The organism is Streptomyces sp. SirexAA-E (assembly GCF_000177195.2).
Lineage (GTDB): Bacteria > Actinomycetota > Actinomycetes > Streptomycetales > Streptomycetaceae > Streptomyces > Streptomyces flavovirens.
In genome coordinates this window covers 3,347,545-3,373,820 of the sequence record NC_015953.1, presented here as the reverse complement: position 1 = coordinate 3,373,820, position 26,276 = coordinate 3,347,545, and the positions used below count along the sequence as shown (strand labels likewise).

The following is a 26,276-nucleotide window of genomic DNA, read 5'->3' as shown; positions in this document are numbered from 1 at the left end:
ACGACGGGGGTGCCGATGACGCACGCACAGAGCACACACGCCGCGCGGGACGCGGCCGCCGGCAGGACGGGCGCGCCCCCGGAAGGCGCGATCACCGTCACCACCGACGGAATGCCGGGCTGGCTCGACCCCGTCGCCGAGGCGGCGCGCAACGTCCGGGCCCAGCAGCTGAGCCGGTTCCTGCCGCCCAAGAGCGGTGCGGGGCGCCAGTCGGCCGTCCTGGTCCTCTTCGGCGAGGGTGAGCGCGGCCCGGAGCTGCTCCTGATGGAGCGTTCCGGCACCCTGCGCTCCCACCCGGGGCAGCCGTCCTTCCCCGGAGGCTCGCTCGACCCGGGGGACGGTGACCCCGCGACCACCGGGCCGCTCCGGGCGGCGCTGCGGGAGGCGGAGGAGGAGACCGGCCTCGACCCGAGCGGTGTCCAGCTCTTCGGTGTACTGCCCCGGCTCTACATCCCGGTGAGCGGCTTCGTCGTCACGCCGGTGCTCGGCTGGTGGCGCGCACCGAGCCCGGTGGGAGTGGTCGACCCCGCCGAGACGGCCCGGGTCTTCACCGTCCCCGTGGCGGATCTCACGGATCCGGCGAACCGTGCCACGGCCGTCCACCCGAGCGGCCACCGAGGTCCGGCATTTCTGGTCGAATCCGCGCTGGTCTGGGGATTCACGGCCGGTGTGATCGACCGGATCATGCACTACGCGGGCTGGGAGCGCCCGTGGGACAGGGCCAAGCAGGTGCCGCTCGACTGGCGCGCATGACAGGCTGACTTCCGTGCTGCGCTGTTCCGGGCCTGGCCCGGACCCCGTCGAACCGGACGGGCCAGGTGACGAATCTGCGAGGCTATAGACGGTGAACGTGCTGGACATCCTGCTGCTGGTCGGCGCCGTGTGGTTCGCGGTCATCGGCTACCGCCAGGGTTTCGTCGTCGGCATCCTGTCCGTGATCGGGTTCCTGGGCGGCGGTCTGGTGGCCGTCTACCTGCTGCCGGTGATCTGGGACCGGATGACCGACGGGTCCGAGGTCTCCTCCACGGCCGCCATCGTCGCCGTGGTGATCGTGATCGTGTGCGCCTCAGTGGGGCAGGCGTTCACCACCCACCTGGGCAACAAACTCCGCCGCTACATCACGTGGTCACCCGCGCGTGCCCTGGACGCCACCGGAGGCGCGCTGGTCAACGTGGTGGCCATGCTGCTGGTCGCCTGGCTGATCGGCCTGCTGCTGGCGGGTACCTCGCTGCCGACCCTCGGCAAGGCGGTCCGCAACTCCTCGGTCCTGCTCGGGGTCTCCCGGGTGATGCCGGACCAGGCGTCCAACTGGTTCCGCGACTTCTCCTCCGTCCTCGCCCAGAACGGCTTCCCGCAGGTCTTCAGCCCGTTCGCCAACGAGCCCATCACCGAGGTCAGCCCGCCCGATCCGGAGCTGGTGGGCAGCCCCGTCGCGGCCCGCGCGAAGAAGTCCATCGTGAAGGTCGTGGGCATGGCTCCGGGCTGCGGGAAGGTCCTGGAGGGCACCGGGTTCGTCTTCTCCGACCGTCGCGTGATGACCAACGCCCACGTGGTGGGCGGCGTCGAGGAGCCCACCGTCCAGATCGGCGGCGAGGGCCGCCTCTACGACGCGAAGGTCGTCCTCTACGACTGGCGGCGCGACATCGCCGTCCTGGACGTCCCGGACCTGGACGCGAAGCCCCTGCGGTTCACCGACTCGGACAACGACGCGAAGAGCGGCGACAGCGCCATCGTCGCGGGCTTCCCGGAGAACGGTGCCTACGACGTACGCTCCGCCCGCATCCGGGGCCGCATCGACGCCAACGGCCCGGACATCTACCACCGGGGCACCGTGCGGCGCGACGTGTACTCGCTGTACGCGACGGTGCGCCAGGGGAACTCGGGCGGCCCGCTGCTCACTCCGGACGGCAAGGTGTACGGCGTGGTGTTCGCCAAGTCCCTCGACGACCCGGACACGGGCTACGCGTTGTCGGCCGACGAGATCCGTGAGGACATCGATCTCGGCAAGACCTCGGTCCAGCAGGTCGACAGCCAGGGTTGCGCACTCTGAGCGGAGTACGGGGCGGGCCCGCCGCACCGGCGGCGTGCCCGGGCCGGATCAGCCTGTCATTCCCTCATCCACGAGGATGGCGCAGCCGCGCGGAGAACCACCGCGCCCGGCGGTGGAGGATGCGGGGAATGCCCAGCCGAAGATCGTGGAAATCGCTCATATCGTGCACCCGGCTCCGGGAGCCGCCCCCCTCATGAATGCTCGGACCAGCAGGAGCGGTCGAGCGGCGGTTGCGTGCTGCGTCACTGAAGTCGCGCGTCCAGCCCATACCCCGACGTCTGCCCCTGACCCATGGTCGGTAATCGTGCGGGAGTCAGCCAATTGGCTTATGCGCCGGGCACTTGGCTGTTCGCCGGACAGGCGTTCGCCCGGGTCAGCGGTCGGGCTCGGGATCCTTGAGCCAGTTGATGAGTTCGGTCGAGAACCCGACCGGATCCTCCTCGTGGGGGAAGTGCCCCAGACCGTCGAAAAGTCGCCACCGGTACGGCGCTTCGACGTACTCGCCGGAGCCCGCCGAACTCCGGGTTCTCATCGCCGGATCGAGTGAACCGTGCAGGTGCAGGGTGGGCACCCGGACCGGGCGTTTCATCCTCCGGTTGAACTGGACACCGTCGGGACGGGCCAGGGAGCGCACCATCCACCGGTAGGGCTCGATCGAGCAATGCGCCGTCGACGGGATGCACATGGCGCGCCGGTAGACGTCCACCGTCTTGTCGTCGGGGAAGTCCGGGGTGCGCGGGCCCGACCAGTCGCGGATCAGCCGGCCCACCAACGCGGCGTCGTCCGCGACGAGCTGACGCTCCGGCACCCACGGACGCTGGAAGCCCCAGATGTGGGAGCCGGCCCGGGACTGGGCCAGGTCGGAGAGCATCGAGGAGCGCCACCGCCGGGGGTGGGGCATCGACGACACCACGAGCCGGCGCACCAGCTTCGGCCGCATCACGGCGGCCGTCCAGGCGAGGTACCCGCCCATGTCGTGCCCGACCAGCGCGGCGTCCGGCTCACCCAGCGACCGGATCACACCGGTGACGTCGAGGGCCAGGTTGGCGGGGTCGTAACCCCTGGGCGTACGGTCGCTGCCGCCCACCCCGCGCAGATCCATCGCGACCGCGCGGTAGCCCGCGTCGGCGAGCGCGGTCATCTGATGGCGCCAGGTCCACCAGAACTGCGGAAAACCGTGGAGCAGCAGCACCAGCGGCCCGTCACCGAGCTCGGCGATGTGGAAGCGCGCGCCGTTGGCCGCCACGTCGCGGTGGGTCCACGGGCCCTCGATACGGACGGGGCCGCCGGTACCGGCGGCGGGGCCCAGCGGTCCCACCGGGCCGAGGGGGGCGGACGCGCTGTAATCGGGGTCGGTCATGCGGACGAGCGTGCCACAGCGGACGCCTCGTCCTGGACCGGACGGTTCTCGACGGCCTTGTCCAGGAGCGTGCTGCCCTGTGTCCGGTCGAGCTCACCGGCCACGACGCCGGGACGGGGGTGCGGCTTGACGCCCTGGAGGACCGCGGCGGTCCGCTTGGCCGAGGCGATGGACTTCTCCGGCGGCTTGACCTTCTTGAGCTTGGCGAGCCCGAAGAGGAGGGCCAGCGCGCCCAGAAGGATGTACGCCCCTCCCACGATCAGGAACGACCAGGCCAGACCGAGCCCGAGATTGTGGATGCCGTAGGCCGCGGCGAAGCTCAGTACCGGGATCGAGAAGAGCAGCAGCACGCCTGCGACGATGGCGGAGGCGCTCCCGATCACCCCGCGCTTGACGTCCTGGCGCATCTCGGCCTTGGCCAGGGCGATCTCGTCGTGCACCAGCGCCGACAACTCGGCCGTGGCTGACGCGAACAGCTGCCCGAGACTACGGTCGGTGCTGCCCGGGTAGTTGCTGGGGTCGCTCATCCCTGACTCCCTCTCCTCATCGGTACATCCGATGTCAGATCATGCCGGACTGTCCGGCTTGTTGCGCGCTGCCCCCGCCCGTTCGGCAAGGCGCCGGTGCTCGGCTGCCTTCCTCTCGTGGATCGTGGCCATGCGGCGGTGGTACTCGGGGTCGTCCTGTTCGTAGACGTCGGGAACGCCTGAGGCGTCCTCGTCGAGCTCCTCCGCCTCGTACAGCGCTCTGTATCTCCGTACCCGGAGTTTCAGCAGTACAACGGAGAGTACGGCGGCGATCAGCGAACCCGTCAGGACCGCTGCCTTGATCTCGTTGACCGTGCCCTCGTCGCCGGTGAAGGCGAGTTCCCCGATGAGGAGCGAGACGGTGAAGCCGATGCCGGCGAGCGTGGCGACGGCGAAGAGGTCCGCCCAGGCCAGGTCCTTGCTCAGTTCTGCCCGGGTGAACCGGGTGACCAGCCACGTACCGCCGAAGATGCCGAGCGTCTTGCCGACGACCAGCCCGAGGACCACCCCGAGTGTCTCGGGCCGGGTGAACACACCGGACAGCGCATCGCCCTTGAGAGTGACACCGGCCGAGAACAGCGCGAACAGCGGCACCGCGACACCGGCCGACAGGGGGCGTACCAGGTGCTCCAGACGTTCCCCTGGGGACTCCGTCTCGCCTTCGCGCCTGGTGCAGCGGAGCATGAGCCCCATGGCCACGCCGGCGATGGTGGCGTGGACCCCGCTGTTGTACATGAGGCCCCAGATCACCAGGGCGAGCGGCAGATGGATGTACCAGCCCCGGACTCCGGTGCGCAGCAGTACGTAGAAGACGGCGAGACCGGCGAAGGCGCCGCCCAGGGCCAGGAAGTCGATGTCGTCGGTGAAGAAGACCGCGATGATGAGGATCGCGAACAGGTCGTCGACGACGGCGAGCGTCAACAGGAACGCGCGCAGCGCGGACGGCAGTGACGTCCCGATGACCGCGAGGACGGCGAGCGCGAACGCGATGTCGGTGGCCGTGGGGACGGCCCAGCCGGCCGTCGATCCGCTACCCAGGACAACGGTCAGGGTGTAGACGAGTGCCGGCACCGCCATACCGCACAAGGCGGCCGCCACCGGCAGGGCCGCGGCCTTCGGGTCGCGGAGTTCACCGGCGACCAGTTCACGCTTGAGCTCGACGCCCGCGACGAAGAAGAAGACGGCGAGCAGCCCGTCGGCGGCCCAGTGCGCCACGGAGAGCCTGAGGCCGAGCGACTCGGGGCCGATGTGGAAGTGGCTGACGGCCGCGTAACCAGATGCGTAGGTGTTGGCCCAGATCAGAGCGGCGACCGCGGCGATCAGGAGGATGACCCCGCCGACCGTCTCCGTGCGCAGGGCATCGGCGAGGTAGGTGCGCTCACGCAGTGGGATACGGCCCAGCAGTGTACGGCGGGGGGAAGGCGGAAGGGGCGCGGCCACGAGGGGACCTCCGGAGGGGATACGGCAGCGATGGCATGGCGGATGCACGTGCCGACCAGACTTCCCGGCGCCCCTGTGGAGATGTCGTATGCGGTTTTCGGTGAGACCGTCGACGCGTTCTGCCGACGAAGCCACCACTGTACCCGGGGCACCTGAAACCGTAGCCAGATCCGGTGGACTCCGTTCCGCGACGTGGTGACGGGCGGCCTGGGGCGGGCCGCGGCAGGTCGTGCGGAGAGCGGTACGAAGGCCCCCTGAGCCGTTTGCCGGACCGATGGGGGCCCAGAACACGCCGAAGGGGCACCCGGCCGCTTCCGGATGCCCCTCGCCGTACTGGCAGGCCCTCTGCGGCGTACGACGCGGAGGGCCCGGTACGTCTGCTGCCTAGTCCTCGGAAGACGCGGCGGGAAGCTGCGTCTGGATGAGGTCCATGACCGACGAGTCGGTGAGCGTGGTGACATCGCCCAGTTCGCGGTTCTCTGCGACGTCGCGCAGCAGACGACGCATGATCTTCCCGGAACGGGTCTTCGGCAGCTCGGCGACCGGCAGCACCCGCTTGGGCTTGGCGATCGGGCCGAGCGTGGTGCCGACGTGGTTGCGTAGTTCGGTGACCAGTTCCTCGGAGGCGGTGGCCGTGCCGCGCAGGATCACGAAGGCGACGATGGCCTGACCGGTGGTCTCGTCGTTGGCGCCGACCACGGCCGCCTCGGCGACCGACGGGTGCGAGACGAGGGCGGACTCGACCTCGGTGGTCGAGATGTTGTGCCCGGACACGAGCATGACGTCGTCGACCCGGCCGAGCAGCCAGATGTCGCCGTCCTCGTCCTTCTTGGCGCCGTCACCCGCGAAGTACTTGCCCTCGAAGCGCGACCAGTAGGTGTCGATGAACCGCTGGTCGTCGCCCCAGATGGTGCGGAGCATCGACGGCCACGGCTCGGTGAGGACCAGATAGCCGCCTCCGCCGTCCGGCACCTCGCGTGCTTCGTCGTCCACGACCGTGGCGGAGATGCCGGGCAGGGCGCGCTGCGCCGAACCGGGCTTGGTCGCCGTGACCCCGGGAAGCGGCGAGATCATCATCGCGCCGGTCTCGGTCTGCCACCAGGTGTCGACGATCGGGCAGGTGTCGGCGCCGATGTGTTTGCGGTACCACATCCACGCCTCGGGGTTGATCGGCTCGCCGACCGAACCGAGGACGCGCAGCGACGACAGGTCGAACTTGGCGGGGATGTCGTCTCCCCACTTCATGAACGTCCGGATCGCCGTCGGAGCCGTGTAGAGGATCGAGACGCCGTACTTCTGGACGATCTCCCAGAAACGCCCCTGGTGGGGGGTGTCGGGGGTGCCCTCGTACATCACCTGGGTGGCGCCGTTGGCCAGCGGCCCGTACACGATGTACGAGTGCCCGGTCACCCAGCCGATGTCGGCGGTGCACCAGTAGACGTCGGTCTCGGGCTTGAGGTCGAAGACCGCGTGGTGCGTGTAGGCCGCCTGGGTGAGGTACCCGCCGGAGGTGTGAAGGATGCCCTTCGGCTTTCCGGTGGTGCCCGAGGTGTAGAGGATGAAGAGCGGCTGCTCCGCGTCGAAGGCCTCGGGGGTGTGCTCGGCGGACTGCCGGCCGGTGATCTCGTGCCACCAGACGTCGCGGCCCTCCGTCCACGCCGTGTCCTGTCCGGTGCGCCGGACGACGACGACGTGATCGACGGTGTCGAGCCTGGAGACGGCGTCGTCCACGGCCGGCTTGAGGGCGGACGGCTTGCCCCGGCGGTAACCGCCGTCGGCGGTGATGACGACCTTGGCGTCCGCGTCCTGGATGCGGGCGGCGATGGCGTCGGCGGAGAAGCCGCCGAAGACCACCGAGTGCGCGGCGCCGATACGGGCACAGGCCAGCATGGCGATGGCCGCCTCGGGAATCATCGGCAGGTAGACGGCGACCCGGTCGCCCTTGCCGACACCCAGTTCGGTCAGGGCGTTGGCTGCCCGGGAGACCTCGTCCTTGAGCTCGGCGTAGGTGATGGCGCGGCTGTCCCCGGGCTCACCCTCGAAGTGGATGGCGACCCGGGCGCCGTTACCCGCCTCGACGTGACGGTCCACGCAGTTGTACGCGACGTTGAGCTCGCCGTCCGCGAACCACTTCGCGAAGGGCGGGTTGCTCCAGTCGAGCGTCTCGGTCGGCTCCGTGGCCCACGTCAGGCGACGGGCCTGCTCGGCCCAGAAGCCCAGCCGGTCCGCCTCGGCCTGCTCGTACGCCTCCACGGTCACGTTGGCGTTCGCGGCCAGATCGGCAGGCGGTGCGAACCGCCGCTCCTCCTTGAGCAGATTGGCCAGGCTTTCGTTGCTCACGACATCTCCCATTCCCAGGGTGTCCGTTGTGTCCCGGGGACAGCTCATCAGGCCACAGGCCAGGTGACAAGTGTCTTCCCGGAATTGGTTTAGACCTGTGTTTCGTGTATGGGGGCACGCGTCCCGCCTCCGTGACGGCATGGAGGCGACACGGAAGCGGGACCACAAGGTCTCACGGACCGGACGTGCGAGAGGTTCAGGAGGCTCAGGCGTCCACGGTCGCGTCGTCGACCGGCCGGAGGTCGCCTGGGCCGGCTCGGCCCGCTCGATCGAGGCCGTCTGCGTCGCGCGATTCGGTGCAGGGCTCCATGCCAGACGGGCCGAGGGACCGTGCGCCGGGTTCAGGGAGGTGGTCAGGCCCCGGGTGGGCGGCGCTGGGGGCGACCCGTACGAAGACCTCATCGGGCCCGGTCCCGGAACTTTCCCCCTCGGTCAGCAGATACGCCTGCGCCTCGCCGACATGGAAGTACATGCCGTGCAGTTGCAAGGTGCCTGCCGCGACTCTGCGCGCGACGAAGTCGTGCGACCGCAGATGCTCCAACTGCTGGACCACATTGGTCAGGCAGAGCTGCTCCACCGCATCGGTGGGCAGCCGGCCGGAGATACGAGCCCAGGAGTGATGACGCGATCTCATGCGATCGAGGCTCGGCAGGCCGTGCCGCAGCCAGCGCCACAACGGTGTCCGGGGGGTCTTCGGAGCGCCGCCCAGGAGCGCCTGCATGGCTCCGCAGCCGGAGTGACCGCAGACGGTGATCGACTCGACCTCCAGCACATCCACCGCGTACTCGATCGCGGCGGCCACCGAATCGTCGGTACCCGAAGCACCCTCGGCATCCGGAGGCGGGACGAGATTGCCGACGTTCCGCACGGTGAAGAGATCACCCGGGCCGCTGGCGGTGATCATGCTGGTGACCAGGCGGGAATCCGCACAGGTGAGAAACAGCTGGGAGGGCCGCTGTCCCTCTGCGGCCAGCCGCGCCAGTTCTTCGCGAACCAGTGGGGCGGTCGTGCGCTGAAAGGAGCTGAGACCGCTGAGCAGCTGATGGACGCCCGGTCGGTCCGCAGAGGTGGCCACGGTGATGCTCGGCGAGTCGGTCGGCCCGGGGGTCGGGGAAACCGGCGTGGCGGTGCGGGAGGCGGCCCCGGAGCCGATCCGGTCATGGCAGTGATGGTTGCGCCAGGGGGTCCAGGGGCGGCAGCAGGAGTGGGCGGCGGACGCCGGCTCGGCGATCCTGCCTCCTGAACGACCCGTGATCTCGATGTGGCCTCCCAGGGCGGTCTGCGTACTGCACCAACCCTGGATCGCCTCGTAGGCGGCGTGGTCCATGAAGGAGCCGTCCAACTCCACCGTGGCGTCGGCCCCTTGAGGTATACGGGCGAGCACCCTGCTGAGCCGGGGCACGGCGAGGAAGGTGAGCTGTCCGCGAGCCGTCACCAGGTAGCGGCCGTCCTGCTCGGAGACGGTGATCCGTGTCCGGGCCAGACGGTGCAGGGCCAGAGCCACCGCCACGACGATGCCGATCGTCACGCCCTTGAGGACGCCGACGAGGAGCACACCGATGATCGTGGCCGCGTAGACCGGGAACTCTCGGTGTCTGTGAACGTTGCGGATGTGTGCGAAGTTGACCATCTGAATCCCCACGACCATCACCAGCGCGGCGAGCGCGGCCAGGGGAATCCGTTCGAGCGCGGACACCAGCAGCAAGGCGGCAAGCAGCACCCACACGCCGTGCAGCACGGTGGCCGCGCGACTCCTCGCCCCAGCCCGGACGTTCGCCGAGCTGCGGACGGCTCCACCGGAGACGGCGAGCCCGCCGAGAAGCCCTGCCAGCGTGTTGGCCACGCCCTGGGCCCGGAGCTCCCGGTCGAGGTCGGAGCGTTCGACGAGCGGTGCCGGCGTCGCCTCCTTCTTGGGCAGAGCCGCTGTCCGGTCAGCCGTGAGCTTGTCCACGGCGACTGCGGCGAGCAGCGACTCCAGGCTGGCCACGAGCATGACGGTGAACACCGCGGTGGCCAGTCCCGAAACGGGTCCGTGCGGCAATTCCGGGAGGGCGTGCGAGCGCCAGGAGGGCAACTCGACCCGAGCGATACCCGGTGCGGCGACTGCGGCCACGGCCGTCGCGAGGGCCACGGCCACGAGTGCGGCGGGAAGTCTGCCGAGCCCGGCACCGACGCGTCCGGGCAGTCTCGGCCAGAGGACGAGAAGGGCGATGGTCAGGACGCCGATCGCGGGGGCGGCCGGACTGAACTGCCCGAACCGGGCCGGCAGGGCAAGGACGTTGCCCAGCGCGGAGCTCTGCGGTGATCCGCCGAGGACGATGTGCAGCTGCGCGAGCGCGATGGCCACGCCGATGCCGGCGAGGGTGCCGTGCACGATGGCCGGGCTGACGGCGAGTGCGCTCCGGGCGGTTCTCAGTGAGCCGAGCAGAATCTGCAGGAGCCCGGCGCCGACGGTGATCGCACAGGTGGTGCGCCAGCCGTAGAGCTGGATCAACTCGGCTGTCACGACGGTCAGTCCGGCAGACGGGCCGCTGACCTGAAGAGGTGTGCCGCCGAGCAGTCCGACGACGACACCACCGATGACGGCGGAGACCAGGCCGGCCGCCAGTGGTGCGTCCATGGCGACTGCGAGACCCAGGGACATGGGGACGGCGATCAGGAAGACAGTGATCGACGCGGACAGATCGGCGCCTGTGATGCGGAAGCGGCGTCCGCCGGGCGGCGGGCTGTGGGGACGCTTGAATCCCGAGGCGCGAGGGGGGCGCCACATTCGGGACGATCGGTCATTGCGAGTGGGGGCGCATGCAGACATGTTCCCGTCTCCTCCGGGCAGCGCGGTCGCGGAATGAAGTAGCGCGGCCGTAGATCACGGCGTGCAGCGGGGGGATTAGCTCAACTCTCGGTAAATGGATCGTAATGGAGAGTAAAGAACGGCGTCTATGTTTTCGAGCAAATAGCGGGTTAGCTCACCCTTTTCAGTGAATAAGCATCTTTTCATCATGCTTGTCGTACTTATTCCTCTGCTTGCGTGCGACGTTGACCGCGCCGTGTCGGCACTGCAACGCACGAACTCCTGCGAGGAAGAGGGTGGACAAATGATGGCCGCGACGAAGAGGATCGCCCTGGGCGCCGTGGCAACGGCACTGGTCGCGGGCCTGTCGGGCTGCTCGGATTCCGGTACGGGGGCCGCCGGCCCCGGAACCGGCAAGAAGGCGGTGCCCGGCACCGAGGAACGGTCTCCCGCCGCAGCGCCCAAGGGCGCCGTGAAGCTCATCGGAGACGGTTCCACGGCCTTCACCGGAGCTCAGCCGAAGCTTCCGGTGGCCACGAAACTGAAGCCCGGACAGAAGCCGCCGCAGTTCGTGGTGTTCTCCTGGGACGGGGCAGGGGAGGACAGCCAGAAACTCTTCTCGCACTTCCGAGAGGTCGCGAAGAAGTACGACGCGAAGATGACGTACTTCCTCAGCGGGGTCTATCTCCTCCCGGAGGAGAAGAAGGCGCTCTACGACCCGCCCCAGCACTCGGCCGGCCGGTCCGACATCGGCTTCAACGACACCGAGGGCATCCGTGACACGCTGACGGAACTCCGCGCCGCCTGGCTGGACGGCAACGAGATCGGGACCCACTTCAACGGCCACTTCTGCGGTCCGGACGGAGGCGTGGGCACCTGGTCGGTCGATGAGTGGAAGAGCGAGATCGAACAGGCCAAGTCCTTCGTAAAGAACTGGAAGACGAACGCCCCGGCCCTCAAGGCCGAAGCGCCGTTGCCCTTCGACTACGACAAGGAACTGGTCGGCGCCCGTACCCCGTGTCTGGAGGGGCAGAAGAACATGGTCGCCGCGGCCCGGACGATGGGCTTCCGCTACGACTCGAGCGGTATCGGCAACCAGGTCTGGCCCACGAAGAAGGACGGCGTCTGGGACCTCCCCCTCCAACTCGTCCCGGTGCCGGGCCGTGCCTTCGAGACGTTGTCGATGGACTACAACTTCATGTTCAACCAGTCCGGTACGACTCAGGGAGACCCGGATCAGCACGCCTACTGGGGCAACCAGATGCGGGACGGGCTGATCCAGGCGTTCAACCGCGCGTACGAGGGCAATCGCGCCCCCCTGATCATCGGCAACCACTTCGAGTCCTGGAACGGCGGCACCTACATGCGTGCCGTCGAGGAGACGATCAAGGACGTGTGCGTCCGGAAGGATGTCCGTTGCGTCTCCTTCCGGCAGCTCGCCGACTGGCTGGACGCCCAGGACCCGGCGACAGTCGCCACACTCGGCAAGCTGAAGGTCGGCCAGAAGCCCAAGCAGGGATGGCCGGCCTTCCTCGGTGCCACCCCGGGTGAGGCCACGGGCAGCCCCGTGCCCGCGGGCCCCGAGGGCGAAGGGGGCGACCGGAGCGCGAAGTAGGTACTGTCTCCTCGGGCTCCGGTCTGCCTGGGGAACGGACCCGCCCGTCAGGCGGGCTGAGCGGCATCGGCCTCCGCGAGATGCTCGGCGAGCACGAACGAGGGGTCGACCTGGGCAGCCAGGTCGGCCCCCGTCTTCTCGTTGCCCCAGCTTTCCGCGTTCTTCAGGTGGAAGTGCACCATCTGTCGCGTGTAGCGCTCCCAGTCACGCTGCTCGTACGAATCCTCCGCGGTGTTCTGCAGCGCCTGAAGTGCCATGCGATTGTCGGCCTCCAGCAGTTCGAAGGGTGCCGGCCGGCCCTTCTCCATCGTCCGCACCCAGTCCGACTGACCGATGCCCACCAGCAGGTCGTCGCCGACCTCCGCCCGTAGGAAGTCGAGGTCGTCCTGGCCCTGCACCTTGTTGCCGACCACCTTCAGCGCGACGCCGAAGTCCCGGGCGTACTCCTTGTACTGCCGGTAGACGGAGACGCCCTTCCGGGTCGGTTCGGCGACGAGGAAGGTCATGTCGAACCGGGTGAACATCCCGGAGGCGAATGAGTCGGACCCCGCCGTCATGTCGACCACCACGTACTCGTCGGGCCCGTCGACCAGATGGTTGAGGCAGAGCTCCACCGCTCCGACCTTGGAGTGGTAGCACGCCACGCCGAGATCGGACTCCGTGAACGGGCCGGTGGCCATGAGCCTGACCACCCCGTCGTCGAGCCGGACCTCACGCGCGCAGGCTTCGAAGACGGGATTGTCCTCGCCCGGACGCAGCAGCCGTGAGCCTTCGCCGGGGGGCGTCGTCTTGATCATCGTCTCGGACGACGCGATGCGGGGGTTGCTGCCGCGCAGGTAGTCCTTGATGAGCGGTAGCTGGGCGCCCATGGCGGGCAGCGCGGCGGCCTGCGCCTCGTCGAGGCCCAGCGCGACTCCGAGATGCTGGTTGATGTCGGCGTCGACAGCGATGACGGGAGCTTCGTTGGCCGCGAGGTGTCGGATGAAAAGCGAGGACAGCGTGGTCTTGCCACTGCCGCCCTTGCCTACGAAAGCGATCTTCATGTTCACCTAGGGTAGCGGCTCAATTGCGCTGTGCAGTCGATGTCCGTGAAGAAGGCCACTCCCGGGCGGGATCGGGGTATGGGGCGCGTAGCCTCCCTACTTATGAGTACGACTTCCTCCGATCCGCTCGTCGCGCTGGGTTCCCTGCCCGGAGTGCCCGACGCGGTGGACTCCGTACGCAAGGCCGTGGACCGGGTGTACGGCCACCGGGTCATGCGGCGTCGCAGCACCGAGGTGACGGCCGAGGCGGCATTGCGCGGTGCGCGTGGGTCGGCGGCGCTCTCGGGTGCCGACTGGAATCTCGAGGAGGTGCGCCGACGCACCGACTTCAGCGGCGAGGACGAGGCGCGGACCGTCGGCGCCGCCTTGAGGCTGACCGCGGAAGCGGGTCAGCTTCTCTCCATCTGGCGGCAGTCGCCGCTGCGGGTCCTGGCGCGACTGCACCTGGTGGCGGCCGGTGGGGCTGCTCCGGACGACGCCGTGGGGCGACCGCGTTTCGCGGGTGAACCGGTCGAGGAGCCGCTGATCGAGGCGGCACTTCCGGATGCGGACGAGGTGGCGGGACGGCTGGAGGGGCTTTCCGGCCTCATCCTCGCCGGAAGCGCGGCACCCGCCCTGGTGACGGCATCGATCGTGCACGGTGAACTGCTCGCCCTGCGGCCCTTCGGCTCGCACAACGGTCTGGTGGCCCGGACTGCCGAGCGCATCGTGCTGATCGGCAGCGGCCTTGACCCGAAATCCATCTGCCCCGCCGAAGTGGGCCATGCGGAGCAGGGGCGGGCGGCGTACGTCGCGGCTTTCGAGGGCTATCTCTCCGGGAAGCCCGAAGGGATGGCCGCCTGGATCGCACACTGCGGTCGCGCGGTGGAGCTGGGTGTCAGGGAGTCGACGGCTGTGTGTGAGGCGTTGCAGCGAGGGGCGGCGTAAGCCTGTTCTCCGGCTCGCGCCCTGGGGGCACGGCTGGCGTGACGTGGGGGCACGGCTGGCGTGACGAGAAAAAGGTGCGGCGGTACCGGTCCGGTACCGCCGCCCGCATGTCCACCGAGTTACCAAGCTTCCTCGGAATGTGCCCATCAGGCCGGTTCATTGCCCGTCGCCTGGTGCGGCCGGCCCGTGGTCGACGGGTCGACGTCGCGTGAGTGTTCGGCTCCCATGTGCGGTTCGGGGGCCGTCCGATGCGTGTGAAGGTCGTCCTTCCGGATGTCCTTGGTCTCGCGGGCCGTTGATTTTCTTGTACTCCTGGGCCTGCGGCAGCGGAAGGCATGGCCCGGCCCCTTTGCTTCTGAGGGCGAACAAGGGGGGCCGGGCTTGGACTCGCGCCTGCTCAGGTGCCGAGCCGGGAGGCGCGGCGCCGGTTGGCGTACCAGACGATTCCCGCGGCCATGGCTGCCGCGCTCACGGCTGCGGCAGCCACGAGGGCGGGGCGGGGCGGCATCGAGAAGGAGGGCAGCCGCTGCTTGAGGCGAACCGGCCGATTGAAGACGAGAATCGGCCATTCCCGGAGGGTCGCCTCGCGCCTCAGCGCCCGGTCGGGATTGACCGCGTGGGGATAGCCGACCGACTCCAGCATCGGTACATCCGTCGCCGAGTCGCTGTAGGCGTAGCAGCGCGAAAGGTCGTACCCCTCGGACACGGCGAGGGCCCTCACCGCTTCGGCCTTGGTAGGTCCGTAGGCGTAGTACTCCACTTCGCCGGTGAAGCAGCCGTCCTCGCCGACGACCATGCGCGTGGCGACCACCCGGTCGGCGCCGAGCAGTTCGCCGATCGGCTCGACCACTTCGGCGCCGGAGGTGGACACGATGACCACGTCGCGCCCGGCGGTGTGATGCTCCTCGATGAGGGTGGCGGCCTCGTCGTAGATGATCGGGTCGATCAGGTCGTGAAGGGTTTCCGCGACCAGCTCCTTGACCTGCTGGACGTTCCACCCCTTGCAGAGCGCCGAGAGGTATTCACGCATCCGCTCCATCTGATCGTGATCGGCGCCTCCGGCGAGGAACACGAACTGCGTGTACGCGGTCCGCAGTACGGCGCGGCGGTTGATCAGCCCGCCTTGGTAGAAGGACTTGCTGAAGGTGAGGGTCGATGACTTCGCAATGACCGTCTTGTCCAGGTCAAAGAAGGCTGCTGTGCGCGGTGAGAAGCAGTTTTCCACAAAGGTGAGCATAAGGGCCCACCATTCGGCGTAAACCCCGGTGGGTGGGTTTGCTTGAGAAGGCGCTCGGGTACACCATGGAAGTCACGGATCGTTCGCGACCGTGCTAACCCCGGTCCGGCTCCTCCCCCCCCCCGAGTCGGCCGAGGGGACGACCCCCGCTCTCCCCCCCGGCGGGGGTCGTCGCATGTCCGCATGCATTTCTGACGGCTCCATTGTGGTGCCTGCCCCCTTGTCGGCGCGTGCCCGGCTGTTCTCGACCGCCTTCTGCACCAGCGTCCTGCATCACGCTGTGTAGCGGAAGGGATGCGCTCCGAATGTCGCCTGTATGAGCGACGGAGATATTCACAATCCCGAAGTTGTCCACAGTTTGCGACCAAGATCCACATCTTTTTCCGTGCCGTTGCATGTTGATTCCACCCGTGAAGTCCGCGGGTTCCGGAATCGCGCATCTCGGAACGGTCCGAGATCACCGCGAACCGCACTGATGGGGCAGTGGAAGGGGCGGAGTCCGTGGCTGGAACCAACATGCGAGAAGGGCTGCCGAACGCCGACGAGCTGGGAGGCGGGCCGTTGATCGTGACTGAGGACGCGCATTTGCTGGACGATCTGCTGAGGCTGTGTGCGGCTGCCGGTGCGATGCCTGAGGTCCACCACGGGCCTCCGGCGGAGAGGGGGAGCTGGGAGCGGGCCCCGATGGTCCTGGTGGGTGATGACGCGGCCCCTCGCTGCCGGGGCGCGGCACGCAGACGAGGTGTGATGCTCGTCGGCCGTGACCAGGACGACCCGGACGTGTGGCGTCGGGCGGTGGAGATCGGGGCCGAGTATGTGCTGCGGCTGCCGGATGCGGAGGGGTGGCTCGTCGACCAGATCGCCAACGCCGCGGAGGGGGTCGGGCGTCCGGCGCTCACCGTCGGGGTGATGGGGGGACGGGGTGGCTCCGGCGCATCCACACTGGCCTGTGCCCTTGCCGTGACGGCCGCCAGGTCCGGTCGGCGCACCATGCTCATCGACGGTGACCCTCTGGGCGGCGGCATCGACGTCCTGCTCGGCGGTGAGGAATCCGAGGGCATGCGATGGCCTGATTTCGCCCGCTCCAAGGGCAGGGTGGGCGGAGGCGCTCTCGAGGAGTCGCTGCCCGCGTTGCACGGCCTGCGTGTGCTCAGCTGGGGACGGGACGACGAGGTGGCCGTTCAGCCACAGGCCATGCAGGCGGTGCTGGCTGCCGCGCGTAGGCGCGGCGGGGTCGTGGTGGTGGATCTGCCACGTCGGATCGACGACAGCGTGGCCGAGGCGCTGGCACAGCTCGACGCCGGCCTTCTGGTCGTGCCCGGGGAGCTCAGAGCGGTTGCCGCCGCGAAGCGGGTGGCTGCGGCGGCAGGAATGGTCCTGCGGGATCTGCGCGTCGTGGCCCGTGGCCCGTACTCGGCAGGCCTGGACGAGCACTGGGTCGCTGAAGCGTTGGGACTGCCTCTCGTGGGTGACCTCCCCCTGGAGCCGGGCCTGGCGGCGGATCAGAACGGTGGAGAGCCACCGGGAGGAGACCCACGTGGCCCCTTGGCCCGCTTCTGCGATGGTTTCTGGGAGCTGGCGGACGTCTCGGACGGCGTGGGCGGCGGCATCGGAGCGGCATCCGGGACCGGTGGGCCGTGACCGATGTCCTGCTCGACGCCGTACGGCAACGCCTGGCTCGCAGTGGAGCGGCGCCCACGCCTGCCGGCGTTGCGGCCGCGCTCCGGGCGCAGGGCCGCCTGCTCGGCGACACGGAAGTGCTGGGTGCGGCGGAAGAGCTGCGGGGCGAGCTGGTCGGCACGGGCGTTCTGGAACGGCTGCTGGCCGACCCGGCGGTGACTGACGTCCTGGTGTCCTCGCCCGACCGGGTGTGGGTGGACCGCGGGGGCGGGCTGGAACTGACCGGGGTCACCTTCCGGGACGCCGCGGCGGTCAGGCGGCTGGCACAGAGACTGGCCGCGGTGGCCGGGCGCCGACTGGACGACGCCCGACCCTGGGTGGACGCGCGGCTGCCGGACGGGACGCGGATGCACGCGGTCCTGCCGCCTGTGTCCGTCGGGTCGACGTGCCTCTCGTTGCGCGTGGTCCGGCCCCGTGCTTTCACTCTGGAGGAACTCGTCGGTGCGGGGACGCTTCCGCCCGGCGGTGACCGGCTGTTGCGGGCCCTGGTCGAGGCACGGGTCTCCTACCTGATCAGCGGGGGGACGGGGGCAGGGAAGACGACTCTGCTGTCGAGTCTGCTGGGCGCCGTAGGACACCAGGAACGCATCGTTCTCGCCGAGGACTCCGCGGAACTCCGTCCGGATCACCCCCACGTCGTGCGTCTGGAGTCGCGTCCCGCCAACCAGGAGGGCGCCGGGCAGGTGACTCTGCGGGACCTGGTGCGCCAGGCCCTGCGTATGCGCCCCGACCGGCTCGTGGTGGGCGAGGTGCGCGGAGCCGAGGTGGCGGATCTGTTGGCGGCACTCAACACCGGCCACGAAGGCGGTTGCTGCACCGTGCACGCCAATGCGGCCGAGCACGTCCCTGCCCGTCTCGAAGCCCTGGGCACGGCTGCTGGACTCGACCGCGCCGCAGTGCACAGTCAGTTGGCGGCGGCGCTGTCGGTGGTGGTCCATCTCGTGCGGGACCGGAGAGGACAACGGCGGCTCGCAGAAGTACACGTGCTCGGACGGGACGACGCGGGGCTCGTGGTCACCGTGCCCGCCCTGCGCTGGAGCGACGGGGGGTTCGCTCCGGAGCGGGGATGGGAGCGCCTGGAGTCGTTGATCGGGGCGCCGGTATGACCGCCGGCGGAGCGACGGCCATGGAGGCCGGGCTTTCGGTCCATCTGCCACCCGTGGTGATGGCGGTCGGTGCGGGAATCTCGGGCGGGCTGGCTGTTGCCCGGGACCAGGGACTGAAACGGGCACGGGCGATGTTCGCGGACCGCGAGGCCGACGCACCGTCTCCGGCCGGTGGATGGGCCACGGCACGGACACGTCTCGACGCACACCGTGAATGGCTCTGTGTTCCCGTGGCGGTGCTCCTCGCGGCGCTCGGCGAGTCGGTGCTCCCCTTGCTCGCCGGAGCCTTGGCGGTGCCCCTCGTACGGCGATGGATCCGGCGGCGCGCCCTGCGGATCGGCCGTGAACGGGCGGCCGAGGCGGTGACGATGCTCTGCGGAGCCGTGGTGGGGGAGCTCCGGGCCGGGCGCGAACCGGGGCGGGCCCTGCTCACCGCCGGAGGCGAGGGGGCTCTGGGAAGCGCCGAAGCCGCTGTTCTCGCAGCTGCCCGATTCGGCGGTGACGTCCCCGAGGCACTCCGGAGGGCGTCCTTGGTGCCGGGCTTCGAAGGACTTGCCGGGATGGCGGCCTGCTGGCGGGTGGCAGTGGACGGCGGAGCCGGTCTCGCGACGGGGCTGGCCCGTATCGAGCACGCCCTGCGCGCCGAGCGCCGCGGCCGGGAGGAACTCCGGGCGCAGCTGGCCGGAGCCTGGTCGACCGTGGTGGTGCTGGCGCTGTTGCCGGTGGTGGGGCTCGGGCTGGGAGCGGCGCTGGGAGCCGATCCGCTGCGGGTTCTGCTGCACAGCCCAGGTGGCCTGGCCTGTTTGGTAGCGGGTTCCTTGCTGGAGGCAGCCGGACTGTTCTGGGCCACCCGGATCGTGCGGGCGGGGGAAAAGGTATGAGAGGGCTCCCGGAAGTGATGTGCCGGCCGGTGGCGGTCGCTGCGGTGACGGGCGTGGCCGCGTACCTGGGCGTCGTCGTGCTGGCGGGGATCCGTCAGGAGAGGGCGATGCGTCGGCGGGGAGCACGGTTGACATCGACGACCGGGTGCGGGCCGCTGGCCGGGTGGCGGCTGTTGTCGTGGTCCGGCAGAGGGGAACCGGACGCTGTGCGGCGTGGGGCGTTGTCGCTGGTGGCTTGGGCGGTCGGCTGGTTCCTCGTCGGAGGGCCCGCCGGGTGCGGTGCCGGCTGCGTGGCGGCGTACGGCGTATGGCGGTGGCAGCGCTCCGCAGGAGCTCGCAGGGCGGCCACGCGGGCGAAGGCGGAGGCCCTGGCGGTCACGGCGCAGTTGCCGCTCGTCGCCGATCTTCTGGCCGCCTGCCTGTCGGCGGGAGCCGGCCCCCGGGACGCGGCGGAGGCGGTCGGGGAGTCCTTGGGCGGCCCGGTGGGCGACCGGCTGGTCCGCACAGCCGCCGAGATCCGGCTCGGCGGCGAACCGTCAGAGGCGTGGGGGCGCTTCGGTGAGATACCCGGTGCCGCGCGGCTCGCCCGATGTCTGGAGCGAGCCGGCGCGACAGGGGCTCCTGCCGCGGACCCGGTCTCCCGGGTGGCGGACGAGATGCGTGCCGAGCGGGCGAGCGCCGCAGTGGCGCGTGCCCAGCGTGCGGGCGTGCTGATCACCGCACCGGTCGGGCTGTGCTTCCTGCCTGCCTTTCTGGCCGTGGGCGTGGCTCCGGTGGTGATCGGTCTGGCGACCGGCCTGTTGCAGCGCAACTGACGGGCGTCGGCGGCCCGTCCGGCGGCCCGTCCGGCGGCGTGGACGGTCCGGAAGGCCGAGACGCCAAGAGCCGTGACGCCAAGAGATGAACGCTCGGACGGATCCGAGACCGAGCGACGAGACGAGACAACGGGGTCGAAATGCAGAAGAACGTCATGACACGGGCGCTGAGTTCGGTCCGACGCACCTGGGGAGACAGGACCGGCCGGCTCATCAGCCGTGGACGCCGGGATCAGGGAATGACGACATCGGAATACGCGGTGGGGACCATCGCGGCCTGCGCGTTCGCCGCGGTGCTCTACAAGGTGGTGACCAGCGGAGCCGTGCTGTCCGCCCTGCAGTCACTGATCAAGGACGCTCTCGATGCACAATTCTGAGGGGGTGCCGGAGGGTGGTCCGAGGTGCCGACGGGCGGCCCGGGCGGGAAAGTGTGCCCGCTTCCGGATCCGCGACCGGGGAGCGGTGACGGCTGAGGCCGCGATGGCCGTTCCGGTGCTGGTCGCGTTCGTCCTGGCGCTCGTCTGGGCACTGGTCGCCGCCTCCGACCAGATCCGATGTGTGGACGCCGCCCGTGCCGGGGCGCGGGCGGCGGCACGTTCGGAACCGGAGGCCGCTGTGCTGGCGGCAGCGCGGGCGGCGGCACCGGGCGGAGCCCAGATCGGGGTGGAGCGGAGCGGGGGATTGTGGCGGGTTCGGGTGCGGTCCCCGGCGCCGGGCCCGGGCGGCCTCGCGCTGACGTTGAGCGCCGAGGCGGCCGCCTTGGCGGAGGACACCGTGGGGGCGGACACATGAGAGCCGGGCCGAGGCAGAGCAGGGCCGCCGCGACGGACCGGGGGATGGCGACGGTGTGGGTGGCCGTGACGACGGCGACGCTGTGTGCTGTCTTCGCGGTTGTCCTCGCACTGGGCCAGGCGGTGGCGGCCCGGCACGAGGCCGGTGCGGCGGCGGACCTGGCGGCCCTCGCGGCAGCTGATCGGGCGCTCCTGGGGGCTGCCGAGGCATGCGAGGCGGCGCGGGAGGTGACCGGCGCCCAAGGCGCGGAGCTGGTGCGGTGTGTGGTGCGCGGTGACATCGCGGATGTGACCGCACGCGCTCATTTCGGGCCGTACGCGCCGGAGGCCAGATCAAGAGCAGGGCCTCCGGTGGTTCAGACGCCTGGGGTACCCGCCGTGCCTGCTCGCATGGCAGGTACAGGCATCGGCACCGGGACTACGCCCGGTGTCGATGGGGAGCTGGAGCTGCCGGTGACAGTGCCGTAGACGGAGCGACGATCCGTGGTGGCCTCGGTGGGGGTTTCATGACGACGGGGCGCCGGGGGGTGGGCCTTGCGCGGTGCCCACCCGCGATTCGCCCTCCCCGGGGTCCGGCGGTGCCGTTCTGAGGAGCTCGGTCAGGAGACGTACGGCGCCCCGTTTGTGCAACGGCTCGTTGCCGTTGCCGCACTTGGGGGACTGGATGCAGGACGGGCAGCCGGCCTCGCACTCGCAGGACGCGATGGCCTGCCGGGTCGCCGTCAGCCAGGCACGAGCCGTGCGGAAGGCCCGCTCCGCGAATCCGGCGCCCCCGGGGTGGCCGTCGTAGACGAAGACCGTCGGCAGCAACGTGTCCGGGTGGAGCGGTACGGAGACGCCACCGATGTCCCAGCGGTCGCAGGTGGCGAACAGGGGAAGCATGCCGATCGACGCGTGTTCGGCGGCGTGCAGGGCGCCCCCGAGGATCTCGGGGCCGATCCGGGCGGCGTCGAGCTGGTCCTCGGTGACCGTCCACCACACGGCGCGGGTGCGCAGGGTGCGGGGAGGCAGATCGAGCTTGGTCTCGCCCAGAACCTCTCCGGTGATCAGTCTGCGGCGCAGAAAGGAGACGACCTGGTTGGTGACTTCCACGGAACCGAAGCAGAGCCGGCCGCCGCCCCAGGGAATCTCGGTGTCGGTCTCCAGAACGGCGATGGCGGTCGTGTCCCGTGCGGTGGTCGAGTACGGCGGGACGGCTTCCTCCACCAAGGCCACCGAGTCGCGCAGGTCCAGTTTCCGGACCAGGTAGGTGCGGCCCTGGTGGAGGTGGACGGCGCCCTCGTGTACGGCGGTGTGCGCGGCGGACTCGTCGACCGTACCGAGCAGCCGGCCGGTGCCTTCCTCGACGATCTGGACGGGGCGCCCGCCCCCGCCGCGGATGTCGGTGAGATCGGCGGCCCGTTCGCGCCGGGTCCAGTGCCAGCCCGTCGCCCGTCTGCGCAGCAGCTTCGCCGCCTCCAGCTGCGGCAGCAGTTCGGGCACGGCGGGGCCGAAGAGCGCGATGTCGGCTTCGGTGAGCGGAAGCTCGGCGGCGGCGGCACACAGGTGCGGGGCGAGGACGTACGGGTTGTCCGGGTCGAGGACCGTCGACTCCACCGGTTGTTGGAAGAGCGCCTCGGGATGGTGGACGAGGTATGTGTCCAGCGGGTCGTCCCGGGCGACCAGGACGGCGAGCGCGCCCTGCCCGGAGCGGCCCGCACGGCCCGCCTGCTGCCACAGGGACGCCCTGGTGCCCGGGTAACCGGCGATGACCACGGCATCCAGCCCCGAGACGTCGATGCCCAGCTCCAGGGCCGTCGTGGCCGCCAGGCCGAGTAGCTCGCCCGAGTGCAGAGCCCTCTCCAGGGCCCGGCGCTCCTCCGGCAGGTAGCCGCCGCGGTAGGCGGCGACCCGGCCGGGCAGGGACCGGTCCACTTCGGCCAGCCGTTCCTTCGCGATGACGGAGACGAGCTCCGCGCCGCGCCTGGAGCGTACGAAGGCCACGGTGCGGACGCCCTGGAGGGTCAGGTCGGTCAGCAGGTCGGCGGTCTCCGCCGTGGCGGTCCGGCGGACGGGAGCGCCTCTCTCGCCGTGCAGCTCGGTCAGCGGCGGCTCCCAGAGAGCGAAGACCATCTCACCGCGGGGCGAGGCGTCGTCGGCGACCTCTCTCACGGGCAGCCCCGTGAGATGCCCCGCCGCGACGGAAGGCCGCGCCGCCGTGGCTGAGGCGAGGAGGAAGACCGGGTCGGAGCCGTAGCGCGCGCACAGGCGGCGCAGACGGCGCAGTACCTGGGCGACGTGGGAGCCGAAGACGCCCCGGTAGGTGTGGCACTCGTCGATGACCACGAAGCGCAGGGCGCGCAGGAAGGAGGCCCACCGGGGGTGGGAGGGGAGTATGCCCCGGTGCAGCATGTCGGGGTTGGTGAGCACGTAGTTGGCGTACTGACGTACCCATTCGCGTTCCTCGACCGGCGTGTCCCCGTCGTAGACCGCGGGCCGGACGGCGGTGCCGAGCGGTTCGGCGAGCGCCTTGACCGCGCGTCGCTGGTCCGCGGCGAGCGCCTTGGTGGGCGCGAGATACAGGGCGGTCGCCCCTCGGCCGTTCGGGGCCTGTGAGCCGTCGAGGAGGGCGCTCAGGACCGGGGCCAGGTAGGCGAGGGACTTCCCGGACGCCGTTCCCGTGGCGATGACGACGGACTCGCCGTCCAGCGCGTACCCGGCGGCGGTGGCCTGGTGCGTCCACGGATGGTCGATTCCGGCCCGGCCAATTGCGGCGACCACTTCCGGCCGGATGCGATCGGGCCAGGTGGCATGGCTTCCCTCACGCGGGGGCAGGTGCTCCGTATGAGTGATGCGCGCTGCCCGGCTCGCCCCTGCGGCAAGCCGGTCGAGGACCACCGCGGGAGACGGGCGCGAGCTGCCGTTCTCGGGTGGTTGACTGGGGCGGTGATTCTTGGCCATCGGCACCGAGTGTGTCACTGGCATGACGGACAATGGTCCCAAGGCGTCGTGCATGGCTGCTGGTAAGTGATTGAATGCCATCGCGGCTGGCGATCCGTCCCCTGGCCTCCGTCGGGGAGACCGAGGGGCGACCGCTCGATAGCAAGGTGCTGGAGGATCCGTGGACCTGTCCCTGTCGACTCGCAATGTGTCCGGGCCTGGTGGCGACCGTACGGTCGTCGAGGTCGGTGGCGAGATTGATGTGTATACCGCGCCCAAGCTGCGCGAGCAGTTGGTCGAGTTGGTGAATGACGGCAGCTACCACCTGGTTGTCGACATGGAAGGTGTCGACTTCCTCGACTCCACCGGACTCGGCGTGCTCGTGGGCGGCCTGAAGCGCGTCCGGGCCCATGAGGGCTCACTGCGCCTGGTGTGCAACCAGGAGCGCATTCTCAAGATCTTCCGGATCACGGGACTGACCAAGGTGTTTCCCATCCACACCACGGTCGACGAGGCTGTCGCGGCCACCGACTGATCCGTCGGATCGGGTCGGCCGGTTCCACCGGTCGGCAGGCAGCGTTCGGGCCGGCGGACGGCAGGTAAGCGTGCCGTCACGGGCAGGCGGTCGACCCCTTCGGTCGGCTGCCGGCTTCGTCGGTTCCCGGAGGAGAATGGGAGCAGGGTTCCGGGCGCCATGCCCGGGCCTCTCAGACGCACGCCCATACGTTCGAGGGGGATGGCATGCCAACCGTTGAACTCCGCTTCAGCGCTCAGCCCGAACACGTCAGGACGGCCCGCCTGGTCGCGGCCGCCGTGGCGCGCCGGGCCGGTGTCGACGAGGCGGTGCTCGACGAGGTCAGGCTCGCTGTCGGAGAGGCGTGCAGCCGCGCCGTCGGACTGCACCGCAGTCACGACATCACCGCCCCGGTGACCGTGGTGCTGATCGAGGAGGAGAAGGCGTTCTCCATCGAAGTAGGTGACGCGGTCCCCGGTCCGGGGAGCGCCACTTCGCTGCCCGGACGCCCCGGCGACGCCATCGGGGGCCGTGGCCCGGAGACGGACGCCGAGAGCGAGGACGAGATGGGCCTCGCGGTGATCAGCGGCCTGGTCGACGACGTGGAGGTCCGGTCGGCCACAGAGGGTGGAGTGATCCGTATGAGCTGGCCGACGACACCTGCGGTGGCCGTCCCCTGACCGCGGCGCCCAACTGACCGCATCGCCCAACTGACCGCCGTGTTCAGCTGACCGTCGCGTTCGGCGGGGGATACACGTGATCGATGGAGGAGCCTTGCGGAGCAAGGCCCTTTTCCTTGTCTACGTTCTCCGGCCCATGGACCCGCCTGCGCAGGTCGTCCCCGTCCCCACCGGCTCATTCGCCCACGGCCTCCCCTTGCCCCGGGGCCCTGTCCGCGGTCTCTCGCCCGCGATCCTGCCGCGGGGGCGTCGACAGGGGTATGGCATCTCGGCCTCGCGCCGGCCGTTCGCGAGGGGCTGAGCCCGGACGTCCGCCGGCCTGTGGGGCATGGGTGGGTGGGCCTCCGTGCGGTGGTGGTTGCGTGAGTGCGTCGAGGCCGGGCGTCTGTGGTGCGGCGCGCCCGGCGGATCCGGGTGGTCGGACGACAAGGGGTGTGTGAGCAAACGAATCTGACGGCTGGTCGGCCAGACGCTGCTCGGTCGCTGACGGGGCGTCCGTGTAGGCGCCGCCGTGCAGATTCCCGCGCGTGCGGGTGAGTTGTATCTCCCCCGTTCCTCTTGGTGCAAATGGCTGCAAAAGCACGTACATCGGATGCCCGGCGCCTGAATGTCGCCCACTTGGCGTGTAAGTTCCGGGGCCGAGAGCCTTGGAAGGGACCCAATCCGGTGAACAAGAAGCTTGCAGCCGCACTGTCCGGCGGTGCGGTACTCGTGCTGACGCTGTCGGGCTGCAGCGACGACAGCGACGACAAGGTGAACGACTGGGCCAAGAAGGTCTGCGACCAGGTGCAGCCCCAACTGCAGAAGATCGCCAACGCCAATGCCGCGATCCAGGAGCAGACGGCCGACAACAGCAAGCCCGCCGATGTCCAGAAGACCGACTCGGCTGCCTTCCAGCAGATCTCACAGGCCTACAAGTCGCTGGGCGCCGCGGTCGACTCGGCCGGGCCGCCGCCCGTCGACGACGGCGAGACCACGCAGAAAGAGGCCGTGAAGGAGCTCAACGCCTCGTCCACGGCCTACGCGAACCTGAAGACGAAGGTCGACGCCCTCGACACGGGCGACCAGGCGAAGTTCGCCGACGGCCTCAAGGGCATCGCGGACGAGCTGAACAAGATCAGCACCAATGGCGACCAGGCCCTGAAGAAGCTTCAGTCCGGCGATGTCGGCTCCGCGATGTCGAAGCAGAAGGGGTGCCAGAAGCCCACGGCTTCCGCCCCGCCCCCCGCCGCGCCGTCGGCCCCCGGGTCGGACGAGGAGTCGAAGCCCGCCTCGCCCGAGGCCACGGCGACCGAGAAGGCGTAGACGTTCGATCCGAGGTCCCTCGTGTTGTGGGGGCGGCCGGGCCTCCGTCGCCCGGTTGCGGCGGCCCGGCGGTCCTTCGTGGACGCCGGGTCGTTGCTGTCGGTGGTACGGAGCCCGTCGTTGGGACGGAGACCGTCGTTGGGACGGAGACCGTCGTTGGTACGGAGCCCGTCGGTGAGGCGGAAGCCATCGGCAGAAGGGAGCCGGCGGCGAAGGAACCCGCCGGCCGAGCAGGCCGTCGGCAAAAGGAAGCCC

Annotated in this window: 23 protein-coding genes; 14 read left to right on the top strand and 9 right to left on the bottom strand. The window is 70.0% G+C overall.

What is annotated here, in order from left to right; translation table 11 throughout:
* Positions 1-15: 15 nt before the first annotated feature.
* Entirely contained in the window at positions 16-753 is a 738-nt protein-coding gene (locus SACTE_RS14960; protein WP_014046867.1) for a CoA pyrophosphatase, read from the top strand.
* 91 nt (positions 754-844) lie between these two features.
* Positions 845-2,050, top strand: coding sequence for a MarP family serine protease (locus SACTE_RS14955; protein WP_014046866.1), 1,206 nt, complete (start codon positions 845-847; stop codon positions 2,048-2,050).
* A gap of 64 nt (positions 2,051-2,114) precedes the next feature.
* Here SACTE_RS14955 and SACTE_RS35050 read toward each other — a convergent pair whose 3' ends face one another.
* The 6 genes from SACTE_RS35050 to SACTE_RS14930 form a co-directional block, all read right to left on the bottom strand.
* Complete coding sequence (locus SACTE_RS35050) at positions 2,115-2,318, bottom strand: hypothetical protein (RefSeq protein WP_078492625.1); 204 nt, start codon at positions 2,316-2,318, stop codon at positions 2,115-2,117.
* Positions 2,319-2,423: 105 nt separating this feature from the next.
* A complete protein-coding gene (locus SACTE_RS14950; RefSeq protein WP_014046865.1) occupies positions 2,424-3,410 on the bottom strand; it encodes an alpha/beta hydrolase in 987 nt (328 codons plus the stop codon).
* Positions 3,407-3,937 carry a phage holin family protein gene (locus SACTE_RS14945; RefSeq protein WP_014046864.1) on the bottom strand — a complete coding sequence of 177 codons (531 nt, stop codon included), beginning with the start codon at positions 3,935-3,937 and terminating at the stop codon, positions 3,407-3,409. The genes SACTE_RS14950 and SACTE_RS14945 overlap by 4 nt, the downstream gene beginning before the upstream one ends.
* 39 nt (positions 3,938-3,976) lie before the next feature.
* Positions 3,977-5,377, bottom strand: coding sequence for a Na+/H+ antiporter NhaA (gene nhaA, locus SACTE_RS14940; RefSeq protein ID WP_014046863.1), 1,401 nt, complete (start codon positions 5,375-5,377; stop codon positions 3,977-3,979).
* Positions 5,378-5,761: 384 nt separating this feature from the next.
* Positions 5,762-7,729, bottom strand: coding sequence for an acetate--CoA ligase (acs, locus tag SACTE_RS14935; RefSeq protein WP_014046862.1), 1,968 nt, complete (start codon positions 7,727-7,729; stop codon positions 5,762-5,764).
* A 193-nt stretch (positions 7,730-7,922) separates the two neighbouring features.
* Entirely contained in the window at positions 7,923-10,529 is a 2,607-nt protein-coding gene (locus tag SACTE_RS14930) for a SulP family inorganic anion transporter (protein ID WP_014046861.1), read from the bottom strand.
* Positions 10,530-10,812: 283 nt separating this feature from the next.
* Here SACTE_RS14930 and SACTE_RS14925 point away from each other — a divergent pair, with 283 nt between their 5' ends.
* Positions 10,813-12,123 (top strand): hypothetical protein, encoded by a 1,311-nt coding sequence (locus tag SACTE_RS14925; RefSeq protein WP_014046860.1) that lies wholly within the window; start codon positions 10,813-10,815, stop codon positions 12,121-12,123.
* Positions 12,124-12,170: 47 nt separating this feature from the next.
* Here SACTE_RS14925 and SACTE_RS14920 read toward each other — a convergent pair whose 3' ends face one another.
* Complete coding sequence (locus SACTE_RS14920; RefSeq protein WP_014046859.1) at positions 12,171-13,166, bottom strand: ATP-binding protein; 996 nt, start codon at positions 13,164-13,166, stop codon at positions 12,171-12,173.
* A 102-nt stretch (positions 13,167-13,268) separates the two neighbouring features.
* Between SACTE_RS14920 and SACTE_RS14915 the strand changes: the two genes are divergently transcribed.
* Positions 13,269-14,093, top strand: a complete 825-nt coding sequence (locus tag SACTE_RS14915; protein ID WP_019992583.1) for a hypothetical protein — start codon at positions 13,269-13,271, stop codon at positions 14,091-14,093.
* A 397-nt stretch (positions 14,094-14,490) separates the two neighbouring features.
* On the opposite strand, the gene SACTE_RS14910 is transcribed toward SACTE_RS14915, so the two are convergent.
* Entirely contained in the window at positions 14,491-15,330 is an 840-nt protein-coding gene (locus SACTE_RS14910; RefSeq protein ID WP_014046857.1) for an HAD-IB family hydrolase, read from the bottom strand.
* 516 nt (positions 15,331-15,846) lie between these two features.
* Between SACTE_RS14910 and ssd the strand changes: the two genes are divergently transcribed.
* From ssd to SACTE_RS14875, 7 genes are all read left to right on the top strand, one after another.
* Positions 15,847-16,971 carry a septum site-determining protein Ssd gene (gene ssd / locus SACTE_RS14905; protein WP_014046856.1) on the top strand — a complete coding sequence of 375 codons (1,125 nt, stop codon included), beginning with the start codon at positions 15,847-15,849 and terminating at the stop codon, positions 16,969-16,971.
* Entirely contained in the window at positions 16,968-18,116 is a 1,149-nt protein-coding gene (locus tag SACTE_RS14900) for a TadA family conjugal transfer-associated ATPase (RefSeq protein ID WP_014046855.1), read from the top strand. Before ssd ends, SACTE_RS14900 begins: the two co-directional genes overlap by 4 nt.
* A 59-nt stretch (positions 18,117-18,175) precedes the next feature.
* Positions 18,176-18,997, top strand: coding sequence for a type II secretion system F family protein (locus SACTE_RS14895; protein WP_226995234.1), 822 nt, complete (start codon positions 18,176-18,178; stop codon positions 18,995-18,997).
* The gene (locus tag SACTE_RS14890; RefSeq protein WP_014046853.1) at positions 18,994-19,812 is read left to right on the top strand and encodes a type II secretion system F family protein; all 819 of its coding nucleotides are present in this window, start codon (positions 18,994-18,996) and stop codon (positions 19,810-19,812) included. Before SACTE_RS14895 ends, SACTE_RS14890 begins: the two co-directional genes overlap by 4 nt.
* Positions 19,813-19,967: 155 nt before the next feature.
* A complete protein-coding gene (locus SACTE_RS32590; RefSeq protein ID WP_050986407.1) occupies positions 19,968-20,189 on the top strand; it encodes a DUF4244 domain-containing protein in 222 nt (73 codons plus the stop codon).
* A 67-nt stretch (positions 20,190-20,256) separates the two neighbouring features.
* A complete protein-coding gene (locus SACTE_RS14880; protein ID WP_226995233.1) occupies positions 20,257-20,604 on the top strand; it encodes a TadE family type IV pilus minor pilin in 348 nt (115 codons plus the stop codon).
* Positions 20,601-21,071, top strand: a complete 471-nt coding sequence (locus tag SACTE_RS14875; protein ID WP_019992587.1) for an Rv3654c family TadE-like protein — start codon at positions 20,601-20,603, stop codon at positions 21,069-21,071. Before SACTE_RS14880 ends, SACTE_RS14875 begins: the two co-directional genes overlap by 4 nt.
* 36 nt (positions 21,072-21,107) lie before the next feature.
* On the opposite strand, the gene SACTE_RS14870 is transcribed toward SACTE_RS14875, so the two are convergent.
* On the bottom strand, positions 21,108-23,624 hold the full coding sequence (locus SACTE_RS14870; protein ID WP_014046850.1) for a DEAD/DEAH box helicase: 2,517 nt from the start codon (positions 23,622-23,624) through the stop codon (positions 21,108-21,110).
* 79 nt (positions 23,625-23,703) lie between these two features.
* Here SACTE_RS14870 and SACTE_RS14865 point away from each other — a divergent pair, with 79 nt between their 5' ends.
* From SACTE_RS14865 to SACTE_RS14855, 3 genes are all read left to right on the top strand, one after another.
* Positions 23,704-24,057 (top strand): STAS domain-containing protein, encoded by a 354-nt coding sequence (locus SACTE_RS14865; RefSeq protein WP_003967428.1) that lies wholly within the window; start codon positions 23,704-23,706, stop codon positions 24,055-24,057.
* Positions 24,058-24,263: 206 nt separating this feature from the next.
* Entirely contained in the window at positions 24,264-24,716 is a 453-nt protein-coding gene (locus tag SACTE_RS14860) for an ATP-binding protein (RefSeq protein ID WP_014046849.1), read from the top strand.
* Positions 24,717-25,382: 666 nt separating this feature from the next.
* Positions 25,383-26,021, top strand: a complete 639-nt coding sequence (locus SACTE_RS14855) for a hypothetical protein (RefSeq protein WP_014046848.1) — start codon at positions 25,383-25,385, stop codon at positions 26,019-26,021.
* Positions 26,022-26,276: the final 255 nt, after the last annotated feature.